This window comes from Alcanivorax sp. (assembly GCF_040119285.1).
GTDB lineage: Bacteria > Pseudomonadota > Gammaproteobacteria > Pseudomonadales > Alcanivoracaceae > Alcanivorax.
Window position 1 is genome coordinate 15,505 of sequence record NZ_JBEDTY010000003.1, and the last position, 21,938, is coordinate 37,442.

General features: G+C 57.0%; 7 protein-coding genes. 2 read left to right on the forward strand and 5 right to left on the reverse strand.

What is annotated here, in order from left to right:
- Window positions 1-97: 97 nt before the first annotated feature.
- The 4 genes from ABNH10_RS00650 to ABNH10_RS00665 form a co-directional block, all read right to left on the reverse strand.
- Window positions 98-5,581 carry a non-ribosomal peptide synthetase gene (locus ABNH10_RS00650; RefSeq protein ID WP_349384283.1) on the reverse strand — a complete coding sequence of 1,828 codons (5,484 nt, stop codon included), beginning with the start codon at window positions 5,579-5,581 and terminating at the stop codon, window positions 98-100.
- A 13-nt stretch (window positions 5,582-5,594) separates the two neighbouring features.
- On the reverse strand, window positions 5,595-16,397 hold the full coding sequence (locus tag ABNH10_RS00655) for a non-ribosomal peptide synthetase (protein WP_349384284.1): 10,803 nt from the start codon (window positions 16,395-16,397) through the stop codon (window positions 5,595-5,597).
- Window positions 16,398-16,433: 36 nt separating this feature from the next.
- Window positions 16,434-16,637 carry an MbtH family protein gene (locus ABNH10_RS00660; RefSeq protein WP_035458910.1) on the reverse strand — a complete coding sequence of 68 codons (204 nt, stop codon included), beginning with the start codon at window positions 16,635-16,637 and terminating at the stop codon, window positions 16,434-16,436.
- A gap of 87 nt (window positions 16,638-16,724) precedes the next feature.
- Window positions 16,725-18,386, reverse strand: coding sequence for a multidrug ABC transporter permease/ATP-binding protein (locus ABNH10_RS00665; RefSeq protein ID WP_349384285.1), 1,662 nt, complete (start codon window positions 18,384-18,386; stop codon window positions 16,725-16,727).
- 206 nt (window positions 18,387-18,592) lie between these two features.
- Between ABNH10_RS00665 and ABNH10_RS00670 the strand changes: the two genes are divergently transcribed.
- Together ABNH10_RS00670 and ABNH10_RS00675 are read left to right on the forward strand one after the other, a co-directional pair.
- Window positions 18,593-19,204 carry a TetR/AcrR family transcriptional regulator gene (locus ABNH10_RS00670; protein WP_349384286.1) on the forward strand — a complete coding sequence of 204 codons (612 nt, stop codon included), beginning with the start codon at window positions 18,593-18,595 and terminating at the stop codon, window positions 19,202-19,204.
- A 107-nt stretch (window positions 19,205-19,311) separates the two neighbouring features.
- Window positions 19,312-19,947 (forward strand): endonuclease, encoded by a 636-nt coding sequence (locus ABNH10_RS00675; protein WP_349384287.1) that lies wholly within the window; start codon window positions 19,312-19,314, stop codon window positions 19,945-19,947.
- Window positions 19,948-20,082: 135 nt separating this feature from the next.
- On the opposite strand, the gene ABNH10_RS00680 is transcribed toward ABNH10_RS00675, so the two are convergent.
- A complete protein-coding gene (locus tag ABNH10_RS00680) occupies window positions 20,083-21,858 on the reverse strand; it encodes an acyl-CoA dehydrogenase C-terminal domain-containing protein (protein WP_349384288.1) in 1,776 nt (591 codons plus the stop codon).
- Between the last annotated feature and the right edge of the window lie 80 nt (window positions 21,859-21,938).

A 21,938-nucleotide genomic window follows, 5' to 3' on the forward strand; every position in this document is an offset into this window, starting at 1 on the left:
CGTTCTCCTAGCAATCGTAAGACATACAGTAATAGGAATGATTCGCAACAGCATTATACATATTACGAAGCTCACGACTAGTGCACAACAACAATGATTAGCCCGGTATGTCCATCAATGCGTTGCCAGCCTTGCAACACTTCAGCAAAACGGACAAGCCCTGTAACAGGGACGGCTCCCGCACGATCGTCAGGTGGTCCGCCGATACCGTCTCGGTATGGGCAAGTTCAGCACATAACGCTAACCCGCGTTGAAGGGCCTGAGCGCGCCCCGCTGGCTCACTGGCCCACCAACTGTGCACCGGGGTATGCAATGTCGGCAGCTGATAACCCCAACACAAATCCCGCAAATGTTGCTCCACAGCCCAGGCATGCAATAACTGCGCAGCACTGTCTGCCACCGCCGCCTCAATCGGTTGCGTAGCCAGCCACTGTGTAAAGTTCTGCGGCCATTGCGCGGGCTTGCTGTCACGCAAACGCGCCATGCAATCGTCTAACGCGGTAGCGGGCGCGCAAGTCAGCAGCATGCCCAAATGTGCACGCAAGGTTTGTTGCGCCTGTGGCGACGACCACTGATCTTCCGGCACTTCGTGGCCCGGCACATAGGTATCCAGCAGCCCCACAAAGGCTACCTCTTCACCGGCTTGCTCCAATCGGTGGGCAAGCTCCATGGACAAGGCGCCTCCCATGGACCAGCCCAATAAATAGTACGGGCCTTCAGGTTGCGCCTGGCGCACCGTGCGGTAATACCGCTCTACCATTTCACTCAACGACGGATCGAACCAGCCAGGCTCGAGGAAGCTGCGTGATTGCAAGCCACGCACCTGCCACTGCTCTTGCAGGCTGGCGGCCAGCGCTTGATAACCCGTGGTGCGCCCCGTCACGGGATGGGGACACCACAACACAGGCGCGTCTGCACTGCTATTCAGCACGGTTACCAACGCCGGGTCGGCCCGCGCTTCCTGTGGTGAGTCGGCCAGGTCCAACAAGGCAAGCAGCTCCTGCCGATAACGACCGCACAAGTGCTGTACTTGCTGGCGCGGGTAATGGCTGCGAGCAAAATCCCAAACCAACTCCAGCTTGCCCGCCACCACCTGACCATTAATGGCCAGCGGCGCAGCCATGGGGTTGTCCTCTGCCTGAGCCTTACCGCCGCCCGGCAAAGGAGTGAAACCCTGAATCAACGCATCATTGTGATACTGGCCAAGATAGTTGAACGTCACTGGCGCATCGGTGCTGTCGTTAAGCGGACTGTCGGCAAGATAGCGCAGTGCGCCATAGCCCACGCCGCCGTCAGCCTCGGTATTTGCCAGCTGTTGCGAGACCGCAAAAAGATTCCGGCGCGGGTCGCCGTCGAACGGCAACCTCAGCGGGAAGAGGCTGGTGAACCAACCCAGGGTACGGCTCAAATCCAAACCGGGTGCCAGGCGCGTTTCACGGCCATGGCCTTCCAGATTAATAACGAGATGATTGTCTTGTGAGGGCGACTCGCTGCCAGCCTCATGCCCCTCAGCGGCGGAACGCACCGCCAGCGAGGCGCCCATAGCGGAAGGTTTCAACGTCCGGGTGAGCGCCGTCAGCAATAGAGCGGGAACCGACACGCCCAACTTAACAGGCGCGTCCTGTAGCAACCTGCGGGTATCATCCTTGCCCAACGACAAGGCCACGCTTTCCTTTTCCGCAAAGGTAGGCAGGGCACTGTCTATTTTTTTCGGCTGTTGCCCCTGCCAGAACGGCAAGCGTGCTTTCCCTTTACTCTGCAGCCATTGCTCCAGCGCCTGGTGCCAATCGCTCAAATTATGGCTACGCTCCGGCAGGGTTATCGCCGCGCCCGTTAAGGCTTGCCCGTAGGCATTGAGCAGGTCATCCAACAAAATACGCCAAGATACGCCATCCACCGCAAGGTGATGAATCACCAATAACATTCGATCCGGTTGCTGCGGCGTTTGCACGTAAAGGACACGAAACAGTTCACCGGTTTCAATATTCAGGCTTTGCTGAGTCTGCTCGCACAGGGTGTCAACCGCCGCTTCGTCAGCAGCCTGACACCACCACAATAATTCATCGTAGGGCCTGTCCGCCGACAAACAGGTTTGCCTCCAGCCATTCGCCTCATAAGTAAACTGCAGACGTAACGCGTCGTGCTGCCGGTAGAGCGCCTGCAAGGTAACATTCAGTGCTTGGCGATCCATGGGCGCATCCAACGCCAACCACAAATGTTGGTTCCAGTGACTAGGGCTAGGCGGTCTCAGGGAAAAGAAATGCTGTTGAATGGGCAGAAGACCAAGCTCACCCTGCAAGGGCTGCTGGGAAATAATCGAGGCCTCTGCGTTCACTGCGCACGCCGCCAGATCGTGTAATCGCGGGTGTTCAAAAAGGTCCTTAGGCGTTAATGCCAAGCCCTGTTGCCGAGCACGGCTGACCACCTGCAAAGCCAAAATGGAATCGCCGCCCAGGGCAAAGAAATTATCATCACGACTCACCCCTTCTCGGCCCAGAAGAGACTGCCAAATGTCCGCAAGCACCTTTTCGTTATCGGTTTGCGGCGGCGCCCCTTCACTGGCCGTGTGCCACTGCGCTACCGGCAGGGCTTTGCGATCCACTTTACCCGCCGGCGTCAGCGGCATGGCTTCCAGCGTGATTAACTGGCTAGGCACCATGTAGTCCGGCAGCGACTCAGACAGGGCAGAAAGGATCGTTTGTGGCTCATGCTCACGGGGGACAGAGTGCGCTGCATTGCGCATCACAATGTAGCCAACCAATCTATCACCGGTGGGGGAAGGCTGTGCCACCACGACGGCTTCACGAATCTGTTCATGGCCCAGTAGCTGGCTTTCAATTTCTCCCAGCTCAATGCGGAAACCGCGAATTTTTACCTGCTGATCCACCCGCCCCAGGTATTCCATTACCCCGTCGTCGCGGTACTTCACTAAATCTCCGGTGCGGTACATGCGCTCACCGGGTTTGCCAAACGGGTCAGGCAAAAACCGTTCGGCGGTCAGGTCCGGGCGCTGATGATAGCCACGGGCCAGCCCCACTTCGTTACCGATATACAGCTCGCCCGCCACGCCCACAGGAACACGGTTTAAATCCTGATCCAGCACGTAAAGTTTTCGCGGCCCCACCGCACGACCAATGGGCGCGTAGGCGCTGCTCAGCGTATCGCCTTCATAGGCCGCCCACAGCATCGGCGTTACCACGGTTTCTGTCGGGCCGTAACCGTTGAGAATGCGTTGCGGCTTTAATACCTGCTGCATCCGCTCGAAGGTTTCCCGGGTAAACGCTTCACCGCCCAATGTCCAGGAACGCACGTTCAGCGGTGGCTTTTCTTGCTCAATCCAGTCCAGCAGCGGCCCCACATAACTGGGCGGAAAACAGGCGATGGTGACACCTTCTTCCTGCAGCACCTCACAGCATTTTTCAGCGCTCCACAATGCTTGATCGCGAATCACTACCCGCGAGCCAAAGGCCAGCGGCACTGTCCAGCGCTCCACCGCGCCATCAAAACTAATGGACGCAAACTGCAGCTCCACATCATCCGGCGTCATGCCGTAGCGCTCACCGATCGTTTGCACATGCATGCTCAGCCCGGCATGGGTCAACGACACGCCTTTAGGCTTGCCGGTGGAACCGGAGGTGTAAATTACATAGGCGAGCTGGTCTGGGTGCGGTTCATCGTTAAGGATGCCGTAGGCAAAATCGTCCAGCGAAAGCTCATCGACCGCAATGGGGTTAACGGCTTCAACGCTCGGCAGGGTGTCGATCAGGTCAGAGGAGGTGAGCAGCAGGCTCGCGCCACTGTCTTCCAGCATGTAGCGCAAACGATCAGCGGGATACCCTGGGTCCAGCGGCAGAAAAGCACCCCCGGCTTTCATCACCGCAATAAAGGCTTCCACCATGGTGACGCCACGTTCGAACGACACCCCCACCACTTGATCCGCTTTCACGCCCTGCCCCATCAAGTAACGGGCCAACTGATTAGAGCGCGCTTCCAGTTCGGCAAACGACACGCGAGTGCCACCGTGCACCAGCGCAATGGCATCGCCCCGCTCTGCCGCCTGCTGCGAGAATAAGGACACAAAACTCGTCGCTTGCCACTCGCCTTCACCCTGACCCCACTCTTGCAGTCTGGACACATCGCTTTCTGCCACACTGATCGAGCCTAACGTATGCTGGCCCTGACTGAATGCGGTCAACACCTGATTCATAGCCTGTTTCAGGCGCTCTACCGTTTCTGAATGAAAGCGATCGGCAGCATAGGTCAGCGTCAACAATAAGGCGCCGCCTTCACCCTCATGGGCATCAAGCGCCAGATCAAACAACGCATGCGGCACCCCCTGAGCCAGCGGCACAATGGTGACGTTGTCACTGAGATTTCTCGCCTTTGTATCACGCCGTTGATAATTGAACAGAACCTGAAAAAGCGGCGTCTCGCCCGGCTCCCGCTGTGGCGCCAAGAAAGCCACCAGTTGATCGAACGGCAGCGCCTGATGGGCCTGGGCATCCAGCATAGTCTGGTGCAGTTGGGTTACCCATTGATTCACCGTAAACGCCGCCCGAGGCTTACCCCGTAGCACCAAGGTATTCACAAAAAAACCCACCAGCGCTTCTACCTCGGCGCGCTCCCGGTTGGCCACCGGCACACCCACCGGAATATCACGACGGCCACTCACAGACGCCAAAGCCCATTGCCATGCCGCCAACACCACCGTGAACAATGTTGTGTCGTTATCCCGCGCCAGCGCTTGTAACGGCCCCTGTAAATGGGCCGGCACAGACCACTGCACACTGGCGGCGGAACGCAAGGCGGTCTGCGCCGGCGCCCTATCATGGGCAATCAGCAAGGGTGGCTGGGCCCTCTCCTGTTGATCATGGCCCAGTTGTTCACGCCAATAGCTGAGTTGCCGATCCCGTTCACCGGCATCCAACCAGGCCTTCTGCCAAAGCGCATAATCCGCATACTGAATAGCCAGGGCTGGCAACGGGGAGTCACTGAGATACGCCCGCGCCAGGTCCGCAAAGAACACATCCATGGACCAGCCATCGGACACCAGGTGATGCATCACCAGCTGCAGCCGCCAGCATTGCTCAGACAGCTGCAGCAATTGCACCCGCAAGGGAGAATCACTGCCCAGCACAAAGAGACGGCTAGCGTGTTCATCCGCAAGGGTCTGCCGGTCACCATCATCCAGCGCGCGTGCATCCCGCTGCTCAACCGTCAGGGTGTCGGCGACAATACGCTGGTAACCTTCACCATCCTCTTCTACAAAACGGGTACGCAGGCTCTCATGTCGGCGAACCACCGCATCCATGGCGCGTAACAAGCGCGGCACATCCAATGGCCCGTTAAGCTCAAAAGCAGCACTCAAGTGGTAGGCGGTGTTTGCTGGCTCCAACTGATGAATCGTCCACAGCCGCTGCTGGGCTGGCGCCAGTGGGATACGAGCTGGGCGGTTACCGGCGACAATAGGCAGGCGCTCGAAGGGAATACCTTTCTCGCCCAGTTTTTGTAGAAAAACCGCCTGCTTTGTTTCATCCAGCGCCATAAAACGCCGGGCCAGTGCCGCCTTATCCAGGCTCATACTTCACTCCAGATCATAAATCTTCCAGGTCATCGAGAAGATCGGCCATGGCCGACAGATCCTCTTGCTCTTGCTGTTTGGCTTCGCCGTTGTTCTCATCTACCAGTGCAGCCAACGCCTGCAGCGTGTCCGCCTCAAATAACGCACGCAGGGGAACATCCACCCCCCAGCGATCACGCAGCGCAGCAACGACGCGTGTGGCTAACAGCGAGTGCCCACCGAGGACAAAGAAATTGTCATCCAGCCCCACACGGGGTTGCCCCAGCAGCTCTTCCCACAGCGAAGCCAATTGCTGTTCGGTTTCGGTTTGCGGAGCACGGTATTCACGGGCTTGCCATTGCGGTGCAGGTAACGCCTTGCGATCCAGCTTGCCGTTGGGGGATAACGGCAGAGCCTCCAGAACCATAAACAGTGCGGGCACCATGTACTCGGGCAATGCATCCGCAAGGGCCTGTTGCCAGGCTTCACGGTTATCGCTATCGGCGCTCACATACGCCACCAACTGATCACCGGTATCACTGTGATCAGCAACAACAACCGCATCATTTACATCCGGCAATTGCTTCAGTTGTTGTTCGATTTCACCCAGCTCGATGCGTAGGCCACGAATCTTCACCTGATGGTCAAGGCGGCCCAGATATTCAATGATGCCATCGCCCCGTTGGCGCACCTGATCACCCGTGCGATACATGCGGCTGCCTGCGTCACCGTAGGGGTTAGGCACAAAACGTTCCGCAGTCAGATCCGAACGACCAAAATACCCACGCGCCAACCCTATACCCGCTAGATACAACTCACCGGGAACCCCACGGGGCACCGGATTAAGATCCGTATCCAACACATACAATTGGATATTGCTAATCGGTGCACCGATGGGCACGGTATGCCCGCCTTCCGGCTGGCATTGCCAGAAACTCACATCAATGGCAGCCTCGGTTGGGCCGTATAGGTTATGCAGTTCGACATCATCACGGCTGGTGAACACGGCTTTCTGCAGTTCCATATCCAACGCTTCGCCGCTACAGATCAAGCGCTTGAGCCGCGGCACATTTTGCAACCCGGAGGCATCCACAAACGCTTTCAGCATGGATGGCACAAAGTGCAGTGTGGTAACACCTTCATCGGCCATTACCTGCTGCAACCACTGCGGGTCACCATGGGCCTGCGGCGGCGCCACCGCCAACCGTGCGCCAACCATCAACGGCCAGAAAAACTCCCACACGGACACATCAAAGCTGAAGGGCGTTTTTTGCAATACACAGTCCGCAGCCTGCAACGGATATTCGTTCTGCATCCACAGCAACCGGTTTTCCAGCGCCGCCTGAGTATTGAGCACACCCTTGGGCTTACCTGTGGAGCCGGAGGTATAGATCACATAAACCGCCTGATCTGGATGCCACTGCACCGGGGGCGGCGTTGTCGGCTGATCGCTCACATCCAGTTCATCCAGGCACCACATGGGCACCGCTTTGGGCCAACCGCCCAGCAGGCTGCTGTGGGTCAGCAGCAAGGCCGGCGAAGACGCCTCTAAAATGTAGCTCAGGCGATCCTGCGGGTAACTCGGATCCAACGGGACATAGGCGCCACCCGCACGGGTGATGGCAAGAATGCCGATGACCAGCTCCAGCGAACGGGGCAAGCCGATGGCCACTCGCACCTCCTCTTTCACCCCCGCACGGCGCAGTCGGTTAGCCAGTTGATTCACCTTGCGGTCCAGTTGCGCGTAACTGAGTTGTTGCTCACCCATGCTCAAGGCGACGGCATCGGGAGTGCGGCCCGCCTGCTGACTCAGACGCTTGGGCAGTGCAGTAAAATCGCCCCAGTCTTTTTTGGTGTGATTGAAGTGCTGTTGGTCACTGATTTCTTCAGCCGTCAGTAAAGCCGTGTCGGCCAACAGCTGCTGCGGGTCATTGAGCAACGCCTCAAGCAAAATAAAGAAATGGTCTCGCAGGCGCGCAATGGTTTGCGGTTTAAACAGCGCAGTGGCATAACCAATAAAACCCTGCAGCTGTTCATCGTCTTCCAAAATATCCAGCGCCAATTCGAACTGGGCACCGGCCGCGCCAGGGTCGAACGGCGTGATCACCGCTTCCGGCCATTGGGGAGCAAACGTCTGACTGAGGCGTTGATGATTGAAGACCACCTGAAACAGAGGGTGACGATCCAGATTCCGATCAACCCCGAGCGCATCCACCAACACCTCAAAAGGCAACGATTGACGCCCCTGGGCTTTACCCATAAACCGCTGAGTCGCCGCCACATGCTGGGCAAACGATTGCGGTTGTTGGTAAGTCGCCGGGACTACCAGGGTGTTAATAAAGCAGCCCTGCAAGTTTTCAGTTTGCGACTGCAAGCGACCGGCCACCGGCACACCAACCCGCACCTGTGCTTGGCCACTGTAACGATGCAATAAGGTCTGCCAGACAGTGAGTAACAAGGTCGAGACGGTAGAACCCAACTCGCTGGCCCGTTGCTTGAGCTGCGTCAGCTGTCGATCACTGATCGACACTGGCAAGCGAGCGCCCCCGTTTTCATTCTCAGGCAGAGCACCACGGGGGAAATCCGTGGGCAAGGCCAGCGGCTCGCCGCCATCACCCAACTGCTCAACCCACCACCGGGTCTGGGCTCGGGCCTCGTCGCTATTCAGCCATTGCTGCTGCCAGGCCGCGTAATCTGCGTACTGGATGGCCGCTGGGGAAGGCACTAGGCGTGCCCCCTGATGAGCAAGCCGGTACAGTTCGCTCAACTCCGCCAACAGCAATTGCATGGAAATTCCATCACCGATGATGTGATGCTGCACCAACATCAGCTGATAACGTTGCGCCGAGAGCTTCACAACCTGCACGCGCAATAACGCATCCGCCGCCAGATCGAACGGTTTGGTCAGCACCTCATGCTGACAACGATGCACATCCTCTGAGCTGGCCTCATCGCTCAAATCTTGCCACTGAACAATCACCGCTGCGTCATCAAGAATACGCTGACGAGGCTCCCCGCCCACATCCACAAAACGGGTCCGCAAGCTTTCATGGTTGGCCACCAAGGTATCCACCGCCTGCTGCAGCGCTGCTTGATGCAGTTCACCGCGCACCTCCAGCCCCAGCGGCATATGGTACGCACCGTTTTTCGGCTCCAGCTGCTGCACGAACCAGAGCCGCCGCTGGGCCGCAGAACAAGGCAAATCGCCATGGCGAGGCACCGGCTGAATGTCCGGCATGGCATTCGCCGGCTGACACAACAATGCACATTGCCTCAGCAAAGGTTGCTCGAAAATACGGTTTAAGGGCAGGTCCAGCTGGTGCTGATGGCGCAGCCGGTTAACCATCTGCACCGCTAATAATGAATGCCCACCCAGATTAAAGAAGTGATCATCGCGGCTGATTTTTTCCTGCCCCAACAGGGATTGCCAAATCTCAGCAAGCAACGTTTCCGTGCCGGCTTGTGGCGCGTCACCAGCACGGCTCGCCTGCCATTGAGGCAGGGGTAATGCCTTGCGGTTCACCTTGCCCGCCGGTGTCAGCGGCATGGCTTCCAGGGTTAATAAATGGCTGGGCACCATATAGTCCGGCAGGCTCTCTGCCAGCGTGGCAATCAGTGCATCGGTACTGAGCGGACCGCGCGGCACCAAATAGCCTACCAGCCGGTCGCCCCCCGGTGACGGCTGAGCCAGCACCACCGCTTCGCGCACCTGTGGATGGGCCAGCAACCGGCTTTCAATTTCTCCCAGCTCAATGCGGAAACCACGAATTTTTACCTGCTGATCCACCCGGCCCAGGTATTCCATTGCCCCGTCGGCGCGGTACTTCACTAAATCTCCGGTGCGGTACATGCGCTCACCGGGTTCGCCAAACGGGTCAGGCAAAAACCGTTCGGCAGTCAGGTCTGGGCGCTGATGATAGCCACGGGCCAGCCCCACTTCGTTACCGATATACAGCTCGCCCGGCACGCCCACAGGAACACGGTTTAAATCCTGATCCAGCACGTAAAGTTTTCGCGGCCCCACCGCATGACCAATGGGCGCGTAGGCGCTGCTCAGCGTATCGCCTTCATAGGCCGCCCACAGCATCGGCGTTACCACGGTTTCTGTCGGGCCGTAACCGTTGAGAATGCGTTGCGGCTTTAATACCTGCTGCATCCGCTCGAAGGTTTCCCGGGTAAACGCTTCACCGCCCAATGTCCAGGAACGCACGTTCAGCGGTGGCTTTTCTTGCTCAATCCAGTCCAGCAGCGGCCCCACATAACTGGGCGGAAAACAGGCGATGGTGACACCTTCTTCCTGCAGCACCTCACAGCATTTTTCAGCGCTCCACAATGCTTGATCGCGAATCACTACCCGCGAGCCAAAGGCCAGCGGCACTGTCCAGCGCTCCACCGCGCCATCAAAACTAATGGACGCAAACTGCAGCTCCACATCATCCGGCGTCATGCCGTAGCGCTCACCGATCGTTTGCACATGCATGCTCAGCCCGGCATGGGTCAACGACACGCCTTTAGGCTTACCGGTGGAACCGGAGGTGTAAATTACATAGGCGAGCTGGTCTGGGTGCGGCTCGTTATTCAACGCATTCGCAGGGAAATCGTTCAGCGACAAACGATCAATCGCCACTGGAGCAACCGTTGCAACCTCAGGCAGAACCCCAATCAACGCTGAAGAGGTAAGCAACAAGCGGGCACCGCTGTCTTTGAGCATGTAATGCAGGCGATCTTTCGGATAACCCGGGTCCAACGGCAGGAAGGCGCCACCGGCTTTCATCACCGCAATAAAGGCTTCCACCATGGTGACGCCGCGTTCGAACGACACCCCGACGACCTCATCCGGCTGCACGCCTTGTTCGAGTAAATAACGGGCCAGCTGATTGGAGCGCGCTTCCAGTTCGGCAAACGACACGCGAGTGCCGCCGTGCACCAGCGCAATGGCATCACCGCGTTTGGCGGCCTGTTGCGAGAACAGGGAAACGAAGCTATCCGCAACCCACTCACCCTCACCCTGACTCCACTGTTGCAATGGGGCGGCATCGTCACCCAGCGCATTCAGTTCGGCCAAGGTCATGCCCTCGGATTGAGACAACGCCAGCAACGTTCGCTTAAAGGCGCTGGCCATGCGCTCCACCAACGGCACCGGCAACGCTTGGCTATCGTGGGCGAACAACATTTGCAGGTGATCGCCGGGCAACACTGCCACAGTCAACGGGTAATGAGTGAACTCGTGGCTGGTGGGAGTCCCCAATTGCAATTCACTCTGCCCACCCCCCAAAAGAGATTCATCTAGCGGGTAGTTTTCAAACACCAACAAGGTGTCGAACAACCCCTCCCCGCCCCAGCCGGCATCCTGTTGCACTTCGAACAATGGCGCGTGGCCCTGTTCCCGTAGCGCCGCATTGTCCGCCTGCAATTGCATCAACCAGTCCGCCACCGGTTGTTCGCCATGCAGTGGCACAGTCATGGGTAGGGTATTAATAAACAGCCCCAGCATACTGTCGCTGCCTGCCAATTCCGCCGGTCGACCCGCTACCGTATTACCGAAGACCACTCGCTGCTGGCCGGTAAAACGGCCCAGCACCCGTGCCCAGGCGGCTTGCACCAGGGTATTGATGGTCAACCCTTTGTCACGGGCGGCTTGGCGCAGGCTGTCGCTGGTGGCCGCATCAAATTCGATGGGGTGCCGGCGAAACGCGCCTTTCTCCCCCGTCCCCACGGCGTCCACCAGCCGGGTGGGCAGCTGCACCGACGACAGGTACTGTTGCCAAAATGCTCGAGTGACGGCCCGGTCCTGCTGCTGCAACCAAGCCAGATAATCCGCATAGCTTTTCGGCATCGCCGCCAGTGTCTTGCCGTGATACAGAGCCATCAATTCTGTGAGCAGCACCCCGGTGCTCCAGCCATCCATGAGGATATGGTGCAGTGTCAGCACGCACTCAAACCGGTCTTCGCTGGCACGCAACAAGTCGACTTTCCACAGCGGCGCCGCTTGCAAGTCGAACCCATTTTCCCGCCGCTGCTTGCACCACTTATCCAGCGCCGATGCACTATCACCTTCACCGCGCAGATCCAGTTCACACCAGGGCAGCTTCACCTGCTGCGTAGACCAAACCGCTTGATGGCGATCGTCTGCCTGCGCTGCAGGCAGCAAACTTGTGCGCAACACACCATGGCGTTCCAGTAGTGTCTGCCAGGCCTGGCGCATCCGGGCTGGCTGTACTCCGGTGAGCGGCAACACCAGTTGGTTTACATAGGTACTGTTGTTACCACTTAACTGGGAATGAAATAGCAGCCCTGATTGCAACGGCGACAGGGGCAAAATTTGCTGCGGACGGTCATGTAGGGCGTCCAGTTGCATTTGGGTTAGCGATGCCAGTGGCATATCCGCCGGGGTTAGCACCGGGGCCTGCGTGGCACAGTGCCGTGCCAAACGTTCGCACTGCTCCAGCCACTGGCTTACCAGCCTATCACCCTGCCCCTGGGAGAGAGATTCACCATCTACATTCACCTGAATGCGCAAGGCGCCGTTTTGTTGATCTGCGTTGATCACCAATGGCGCATCGGCCGGAGCATCCGTTTCCTGCCACAGGCCTGCGTCCATTAACGACACGCCGGGCATATCATCGTGCCGGAACTGACCAAGATAATTGAACAGCACATCCAGGCGGTGGTCCCCATCCTCCAGTTTGCCGTGCTGAACCAGCAAGCCATACGCCAACCCACCATTGGCGGGCTGGCGCAATTGTTCTTTTTGCTGCTTGATGGTGGCCGTCAGATCCTCGGCACGATCTAGCCGTTGGGGATACAAACTGGTCAACCAGCCCACCGTACGACTTAAGTCCACCGCGGTATCACCGGCTGCCCGACCATGGCTTTCCCGGTGAATGCGTACCGCATTGCGACCACTGAAATCGGCCAGTGTCTGGGCCAGCGCGATAAGCAAAAATTCTTCCAGATTCAACGAGGCATAACGGTCAGCGCTATGCTGCCAGCGGCTCAATGTCTGGGCATCGGTTTGCCGATCAATACGTGAAGCGACGCCACCTTGCACCGTGGAAAATAATGGTGGCATGGGCTCACACACCGCTTGCCAGTAAGGCAACGCTTGTTCTGCCTGCGGCAGAAAGTGCTGGTCCAGTATCTCCTGCCAATCGCGCAAAGTGTGTGTCTTGCGCGGCAAGGAGGCCTTTCCGCTTACTTCAATTTGCTGGTAAGCCGTAAAAAAATCTTCCAACAAAATACGCCAAGACACCCCATCCACCGCCAAATGGTGAATGCTAAGCAACAACTGCGGGGAAGCCCCAGTAACATACAGCGCACCCAATAAGGTGCCCTTCGCCGGATTCAGGCTGCGCTGCACGGCGATCATCTGAGCTTCGATGGCGGCACTATCGTCACTGTCTATCTGTTGCAACAACGGCGCGTCATTCACCGGCAGGCAATACGCTGTTCCCACCTGTTGATTATCGAACTGAACGCGCAGCGCATCGTGTTGCGCCACCAACCTCTGCAACGCCTGTTCCAGCATCTGCGCATCAAAATGTTTTTGCACGGAAAAGCGCAAATATTGATTGCAAGCGGACAACCCTCGCTGCTGAATAAAACGCTGTTGAATCGGCAATAAAAACACCGGGCCAGACAAGGGCTCTTGGCTGGCCATGGTGACATTCACCGGATCCGCCACTGCGGCCTGCTGACTCAGCACCGGGTGTTCAAAAAGGTCCTTAGGCGTTAATGCCAAGCCCTGTTGCCGAGCACGGCTGACCACCTGCAAAGCCAAAATGGAATCGCCGCCCAGGGCAAAGAAATTATCATCACGACTCACGCCTTCTCGGCCCAGAAGAGACTGCCAAATGTCCGCAAGTACCTTTTCGTTATCGGTTTGCGGCGGCGCCCCTTCACTGGCCTTTTGCCACTGCGCTACCGGCAAGGCTTTGCGATCCACTTTACCCGCCGGCGTCAGCGGCATGGCTTCCAGCGTGATTAACTGGCTAGGCACCATGTAGTCCGGCAGCGACTCAGACAGGGCAGCCAGAATCGTTTGTGGCTCATGCTCACAGGGGACAGAGTGCGACGCATTGCGCATCACAATGTAGCCAACCAATCTATCACCGGTGGGGGAAGGCTGTGCCACCACGGCGGCTTCACGAATCTGTTCATGGCCCAGTAGCTGGCTTTCAATTTCTCCCAGCTCAATGCGGAAACCGCGAATTTTTACCTGCTGATCCACCCGCCCCAGGTATTCCATTACCCCGTCGGCGCGGTACTTCACTAAATCTCCGGTGCGGTACATGCGCTCACCGGGTTCGCCAAACGGGTCAGGCAAAAACCGTTCGGCGGTCAGGTCTGGGCGCTGATGATAGCCACGGGCCAGCCCCACTTCGTTACCGATATACAGCTCGCCCGCCACGCCCACAGGAACACGGTTTAAATCCTGATCCAGCACGTAAAGTTTTCGCGGCCCCACCGCATGACCAATGGGCGCGTAGGCGCTGCTCAGCGTATCGCCTTCATAGGCCGCCCATAGCATCGGCGTTACCACGGTTTCTGTCGGGCCGTAACCGTTGAGAATGCGTTGCGGCTTTAATACCTGCTGCATCCGCTCGAAGGTTTCCCGGGTAAACGCTTCACCGCCCAATGTCCAGGAACGCACGTTCAGCGGTGGCTTTTCTTGCTCAATCCAGTCCAGCAGCGGCCCCACATAACTGGGCGGAAAACAGGCGATGGTGACACCTTCTTCCTGCAGCACCTCACAGCATTTTTCAGCGCTCCACAATGCTTGATCGCGAATCACTACCCGCGAGCCAAAGGCCAGCGGCACTGTCCAGCGCTCCACCGCGCCATCAAAACTAATGGACGCAAACTGCAGCTCCACATCATCCGGCGTCATGCCGTAGCGCTCACCGATCGTTTGCACATGCATGCTCAGCCCGGCATGGGTCAACGACACGCCTTTAGGCTTGCCGGTGGAACCGGAGGTGTAAATTACATAGGCGAGCTGGTCTGGGTGCGGTTCATCGTTAAGGATGCCGTAGGCAAAATCGTCCAGCGAAAGCTCATCGACCGCAATGGGGTTAACGGCTTCAACGCTCGGCAGGGTGTCGATCAGGTCAGAGGAGGTGAGCAGCAGGCTCGCGCCACTGTCTTCCAGCATGTAGCGCAAACGATCAGCGGGATACCCCGGGTCCAGCGGTAGAAAAGCACCACCGGCTTTCATCACCGCAATAAAGGCTTCCACCATGGTGACGCCACGTTCGAACGACACCCCCACCACTTGATCCGCTTTCACGCCTTGGCCCATCAAGTAACGGGCCAGCTGATTAGAGCGCGCTTCCAGTTCGGCAAACGACACGCGAGTGCCACCGTGCACTAGCGCAATGGCATCGCCCCGCTTTGCCGCCTGCTGCGAGAATAAGGACACAAAACTCGTCGCTTGCCACTCGCCTTCACCCTGACCCCACTCTTGCAGTAAAGCTACGTCACCCGGGACCAGTGCGGCGCTTTCTGTCAACGGTAACGCGGGGGCTTGCAGCCACTGATCCAGCACCTGCTCAAAACCAGCGACCATTCGCTCAGCGAAAGCATCATCGAAAATACCCTCACCATAAACCAAACGTAGCGTCAGGCCGCCGTGTTCATCTGGCCAGGCATCCAGCACTAGATCAAATGGCGTCTCCGTTACCGGTAGATCTTCCACCCGCACCAGCAGGTTTCCCAAGTTTAAGCTCAACCCCTTGCCCTGCTGACGATAGTTAAACGCCACTTGGAACAAAGGGTGACTTCCAGCACGACGGGAATCACTGAGCTCATCGACAATTTTCTCGAAGGGAATATCTCGATGTTTTTTTGCGTTACTCAATGCATGGTGAATATGGGCAATCCAATCACTGACTGATTGGGCTGGCAACACTTCGCCCTGCACCACCAGATTATTGACAAAAAATCCCATCAAAAGCTGGTTACTGCTATTACGGTTCGCGCTGGGCACGCCAACGCGAACTAATGACTGCCCTGATATGCGAAAGAGCAGATACTGCAGCACCGAAAGCAATACCGTGAAGCGACTAACCCCCTGCGTTCTGGAAAACTTTTTCAGTCGCTGCGTTTGCTCAATGCTAAGGGAGAAATCGCGATAGCGCGCCGCGTTGGATACCCCACTTTGTGGTGACAGACGCGGCAACGCCAGCGGCTCACCTTCGTGCTCCAGCGTTTCAACCCAGTACTCTAGCTGTGATTTCGCGTTCTCACTGGCAAGCCACTGCACTTCGGTTTTCACCCAATCCAGATAGCGGGTTTCCAGTGACGGTAGCTTAGGCTCTAAACCCTCCCGCAAGGCGCTATAGGCATACAGAAATTCCTGCATGAATACGCCCAGAGACCAGGCGTCGCCCACAATATGGTGTAGGGAAATCAGCAGCACGTGTCGCTGCTCATTCAATTTTACCAACCGATACCGCATCAACGAATCCGTCTCCAGATCAAACGGCGTCGCATTAAACTCATGGCCCAACGCATAAGCGGCCGCCACCGGATCCGCCCTATTACTAACGTCCTCGCACTGCAAGACCCGGTCTTCATGTGGCGCAATTCTTTGCCACCCCTGCCCATCGCGTTCGGCAAATTGCACCCGCACAATATCTTGCCGTGCAATCACATAATTAATGGTCTGCTCGAGTGCTTCTGGGTTTAATTCTCCCTCCAGCCACAGCATGGCGCCAAGGTTATACGCCGTACTCTGCGCAGAGAGCCGCGTGAAAAGCCACAAGCGTTGTTGTGAACAGGAAAGCGGGGCCCAGTCCGGCCCCGGGTTTAGATTTTCGTTGGCAGACCAGGTCATATCAGCTCCTTGGCGTTAGGGCAGGCGCAAGAGAAATCAGGACGCTTGCGCATCACGCAGGCGACGTGGGCGCTGATCCGTCCAACTCTGATTAATATGCTCAAGACATTCAGTCTTGTTGCCAGTGACACCAACGGTTTTCCAACCTGCCGGAACCGGACGATAGGTAGGCCAGATGCTGTACTGTTCTTGGTCATTGATGACGACGGTGAATTCCGTTTCAGGATTATCAATACTCATGGCTTCCTCGCCGGTGACAGGATGAATAACAACGCGTGCAAGCGCTGAAAGCTCAAACACGCAACACTCTATTTTCGAGGGGGTGATCTAAAGGCTAGCTTCACGCAATACCTGAACACTCTCACGAGCACTCAAATCGTCTATTTCCTGCAAACGGCCAGCGTCCATTTTCAACAAGCGATCTGCACGATCGAAGTAATGATCATCGTGAGTAATGGCAATAATGGTTTTACCGGTAGCCTGCAGCCGGGGCAGCAGATCGAGATAAAAAAACTGCCGGAACTGCGGATCCTGGTCCGCTGCCCATTCATCCAGCAATAAACAGTCTCGGCTTTCCACCACCGCCATTAACAGTGCCAGACGTTTGCGCTGACCTTGGGAGAAACGGATATCGCTAAGTCGCCCGTCTTGCTCGCGTACCTTGTGCTGCATCCCCAAGGTGGCCAACCAAGCATCCACGTCTGCGCTAGCCACGTCTGTCCCATCGCCTTTGAGCAAGCGACTGAACAAATGGAAGTCGGTAAAAACAGAAGAGAAAAGCTGTCGAAAAGCCACCCGGGTTGATTCCGTAACGGGCTCGCCATCGACTATCAGCTCACCCTGCTGAGGCCGATACAATCCCGTCAGCAAACGCGCAAAAGTGCTCTTACCACTACCATTGCCCCCTTGCACAAAAATCAGTTCCCCACGACGGATAGTGATATCCAGCGGCCCCACCGCAAAACCCGGTGCTCCGTCCTGCTCTGGGTAGTGGTAACACACGCCCTGCAAGCTAAGAGTACTGAAGCCGGACAGCGTATTGCTGGTGCTTTGCAGAAGGTCAGCAGAATCAGGAGCCAGTTGCAGCCCGACTAGCTTGCGCAAAGACACCCGTGCCGACAGCAGTGTTGGCAAGGCCGCCACCGCACCAATCAACGGTGTACGCAGTAACAGAATCGTCAGCGCAAAAATCGACGCAGTATTAGCATCAGCCCACCCTTGACCAACCGCCAGATAAAACAGCACACCAATCAACGCCAGCACCAGCACATTGGCCATATTGCCCGCCAGACCGTTATAGATATCCGCCCGAGTAACATGATCCCGGTAGGCGCGGGCATGGCCATCAAACTCTTCATCAAAAAAACGGGCGGCGCGAGGCCGGTTCAATGCCAGCTCCTTGCGGCCATCAATCATGGCCTGATAATCCTGATACAGGTGGTCGTCCCCTTCGCGCACCTTGCCAATATGGAAATTGATACGGCCAACCAACCAGACCCCCATCACAGCGGTTGCCAGCAACCAGACCACAGTAACCACAAACAATCCCGGCGCCAGCCAGGCAAGCCATCCCAGAGCCGCCACACTAAGCGCCGCGCCGTAAACCAGTTCTGGCAGATGCACAAAGGCAATGGTCAGGTTACGCAGGTCGGTGCTCAACGCTGCCAGCAGATGCGGCCCACCCACTTTTTCCAACTGCTCAATGTCTGTTGCCAGCACTCGACGCACCAGATCCCGGCGTAAGCCATAGACCATCCTGTGGCCAAGCACATGCAAGGTCACCTGTGCCAAGGTAGCGGTGACAAATAACGCCACTAACAGCAAAACGAACTGCAGCAATACAACAGGCAGATCAGCCCCTCCGGCCAGTAAGCGCTGACTAATAAAGGCCAAAACCGCCACGCTAAGCACAGCGCTCAACACACTCAGCACCGCCACGGCTGCAAAGGCTTTTTTTCGACTGGAAAACAACAGGCCCATAAGCGTCATGAGGATGTCCGCCTCCTTGGACAGGGAACAGCTATAGAAGAGAATCGCAATGATATTGATTCTTATTTATAAATCAACCTTATTTTCGTCCCGCTAATCCCATTTGGGCCATTCTTCTTGCCGCTACGGACTGTTTAGTGGCGCGTCACGTCATTGCCGAAAAGTGTCCTGCTCAATACCATTGGGTAACAGCACAGGACTTATTCATGACTCAGCAGATCACCGCACGCGGCCAACGACGGCGCCAAGCCTTACTTGATGCCGCTACACATACCTTCCTGCAGCACGGTTACGCACGCACGACACTGGACATGATCATTGCTGAAGCAGGCGGCTCACGCCGCAGCCTGTATGAATATTTTGGTGACAAAAGAGGACTGTTCAGCGCGATCATCACTCATCACGCTCACAAGATGGTTCACGATATTCGCAGCCTAGAGGTGGACGACCTGCCTGCCAGGGAAGGACTTGAGCTGTTGGGGCACGCTTTCGTCAACGCATTGACGGATCCGGTTAACCTGGAATTGTACCGCTTGCTGATTGCAGAAGGGGCCGCCTTTGCGGAGCTCGGAGAAACGGTATATGCGGCCGGGCCTCAATTTTTACAGGAACAATTACAGCTTTACCTCCAGTGCCTTCACGACCGCGGACAACTCCCCGGCCCCAGCCCTAGCAGTCATGCCGCCCGGCAGTTTTTCGGGATGGTCAAGGCCGACTTTCAACTCTGCGCCCTGTTGCTTCCCAGCCAGCTTCCCGATGAAACAGCGATCACCGCACATATTCGTAGTTGTGTGACGCTTTTGTTGGACAGCCGCTAATCCCGCCATTGGCACCCCCCTGTTCGTCCGGTATACATTGTAGACATCCGTCACCCTGGCCTTGGGGGCTAAGATGGCATCACTGGAAACGTGACAGGATTCACAATATGTATAAACCCACACTGGCGCTGCTGGCAGTTTTTTTGCCCGTGGCAGCCAGCTATGCCGGCGGAATGGACACCCTATTCCTCAAGCAAATTTACGCCAATGGCGGCTCTACCCTTTACTGTAAAGAATCATTCCAGCCCGCTGATCGCATTTCCGTAGAGCAAATTTACGATAAGCGCCGTCTTGCGCAGCACTTTGGTTGCAGAAGCAGCCGCCTTTGCGAAAACAATCCACAGTTCGCTGATATTCGCAAAGACAGCCACGCCCTTTTCCCCGTCACCCGCCGCGCGGAACTGGATCGCCGCCGCACCCTGTTTGGCGATTTACCCGACACCTCGACTAAAAATGAAAAGTGTGGCTACAAGCAATCCTTCCAAGTGTTCGAACCCCCGGCAAGCGCCAAAGGCGATGTGGCAAGGGCCATGCTCTATCTCCACGAGCGCTACGAGCTCCCTTTGCTTGGGACCTTAGAAATGTATCAACGCTGGAATCGGGAAGATCCGGTTACGGAAGAGGAGCGCCGACGTAACAATGTCATCGAACAGCAGCAGGGCAACCGAAACCCTTTCATTGATGAACCCGACCGCGCACAAAGCGTGCGGGGCAGCTCACCGCTGAACATGCAGTTCCCATAGAAACCGTTCAACGTTGAAACGCCACTAACGTACACAACAGCTTAAACGCAAAAAGCCGCGCCCTATGTTGGGGCGCGGCCTCTTGATCTTCGGTGTGGGACAATCGCTCCCTCGTTTACACGTTCAGCTCTTTATTCAGAATTGTTCCGCGTCCAGGCTCATCATGGCATCCGCACCGCTATTCAGCTGGGCTGCCAGTGATTCGGCCTTTGGCAGTACACGCTGGAAGTAGTACTGGCCGGTGATACGTTTGGCTTTAGCGAAGTCATCATCACGGCCATCGGTGGCCGCCACCATCTGCGCCCACAGCCATGCGTAGAGCACATAACCAAAGATATCCAGGTATTCCACTGCAGCGGCGCTGATCGCATCCGGGTTGTTGCCGGCCTGGGCCAGCAGTGTATCGGTGGAAGATTTCAGCAATACCAAAGCCGCTTGCAGGTCGTCTTTTACTGCGGCTAGCTGTGCGTTATCGGCATTAGCATCCACCCAAGCCTGGGCATCGGCCAGGAAAGCATCCACGGATTTACCACCGTTGCGGACCACTTTACGGCCAGCCAGGTCCAGCGCTTGAATACCGTTAGTGCCTTCGTATATCTGGGAAATACGGCAATCGCGAACAAACTGCTCCATACCCCATTCACGAATATAACCGTGGCCCCCAAATACCTGCTGCCCGGTAATGGTGGTGTCCAGGCCACGATCAGTAAAGAAAGCCTTAGCGACCGGCGTCAGTAGCGCCACCCGATCTTCCGCTTTCTTCTTGGCGTCCGCGTCTTCGCTGAACTTGGAGGTATCCAGCTGCATGCCCACATAGGCTGCCAGCGCGCGGCCTCCTTCATTGAGGGCGCGCATGTTCATCAGCATGCGACGCACATCACCGTGCACAATGATCGGATCCGCCGGTCCTTGCGGGTTTTTCGCACCAGTGGCACTGCGACCTTGTAGGCGCTCTCGCGCATATTCCGCAGCACTCTGGTAGCTAACTTCACCCAACCCCAAGCCCTGTAACCCGATGGACAGTCGCTCGTAGTTCATCATAGTGAACATGCACGCCAGCCCCTGGTTCAGCTCACCGATAATCCAGCCTTTGGCATCGTCGAAGTTCATGACGCAGGTGGCAGAGCCCTTGATTCCCATCTTATGTTCGATGGAACCACAGGTGACACCGTTGGCTTCACCCGGATTGTTCTCCGCATCAGGCAGAAACTTGGGCACCAGGAACAGGGAGATCCCTTTGGAACCCGCTGGCGCATCCGGCAGCTTGGCCAGCACCAGATGGATATGGTTGCCGGTCAGGTCATGTTCCCCGCCGGTGATAAAGATCTTGGTGCCGGTAATATTGAACGAGCCATCATCGTTAGGCACAGCCTTGGTCCGCAAAATGCCCAAGTCCGTCCCGGAATGCGGCTCGGTCAGGCACATGGTGCCGCTCCACTCACCGCTATAAAGCTTGGGGAGGTACTGCGACTTGAGCTCTTTGGTGGCGTGAGCGTCAACCGCCAGGCAAGCGCCACTGGTTAGCGCCGGATACAAGGCAAAGGAAGAACAAGCGCTGTGCATCATTTCTTCAAACAGCACGGCCAGTGACTTGGGCATCCCCTGGCCACCGAAATCCGGGTTTCCGGAAAATGCGCTCCAACCGTTCTCGGCAAAGGTCTTGAAGGCATCCTTGAAACCCTCCGGGGTAGTCACCGCCCCATCGCTCCAAGTGCAGCCCTGCTCATCGCTGTTACGATTCAGCGGGAACAGCAGGCCTTCGGTCATCTTGCCCGCTTCTTCCAGAATGGCATCGGACAAATCCTGAGTCACCTCTGCAGTGGCTGGCATGGAGGCCCAGAGTTGATCCGCTTTGAACACATCGTTGAGAACAAAACGCATGTCCTCAAGGGGGGCTTTATAGGTCGCCATTTGCACGTCTCCCGAAAGTTGGCAGGGTGCGAATTTTAGGCAGCCCTGCGGCCAGGTGACAGGCTTATTTGTGACCCAGC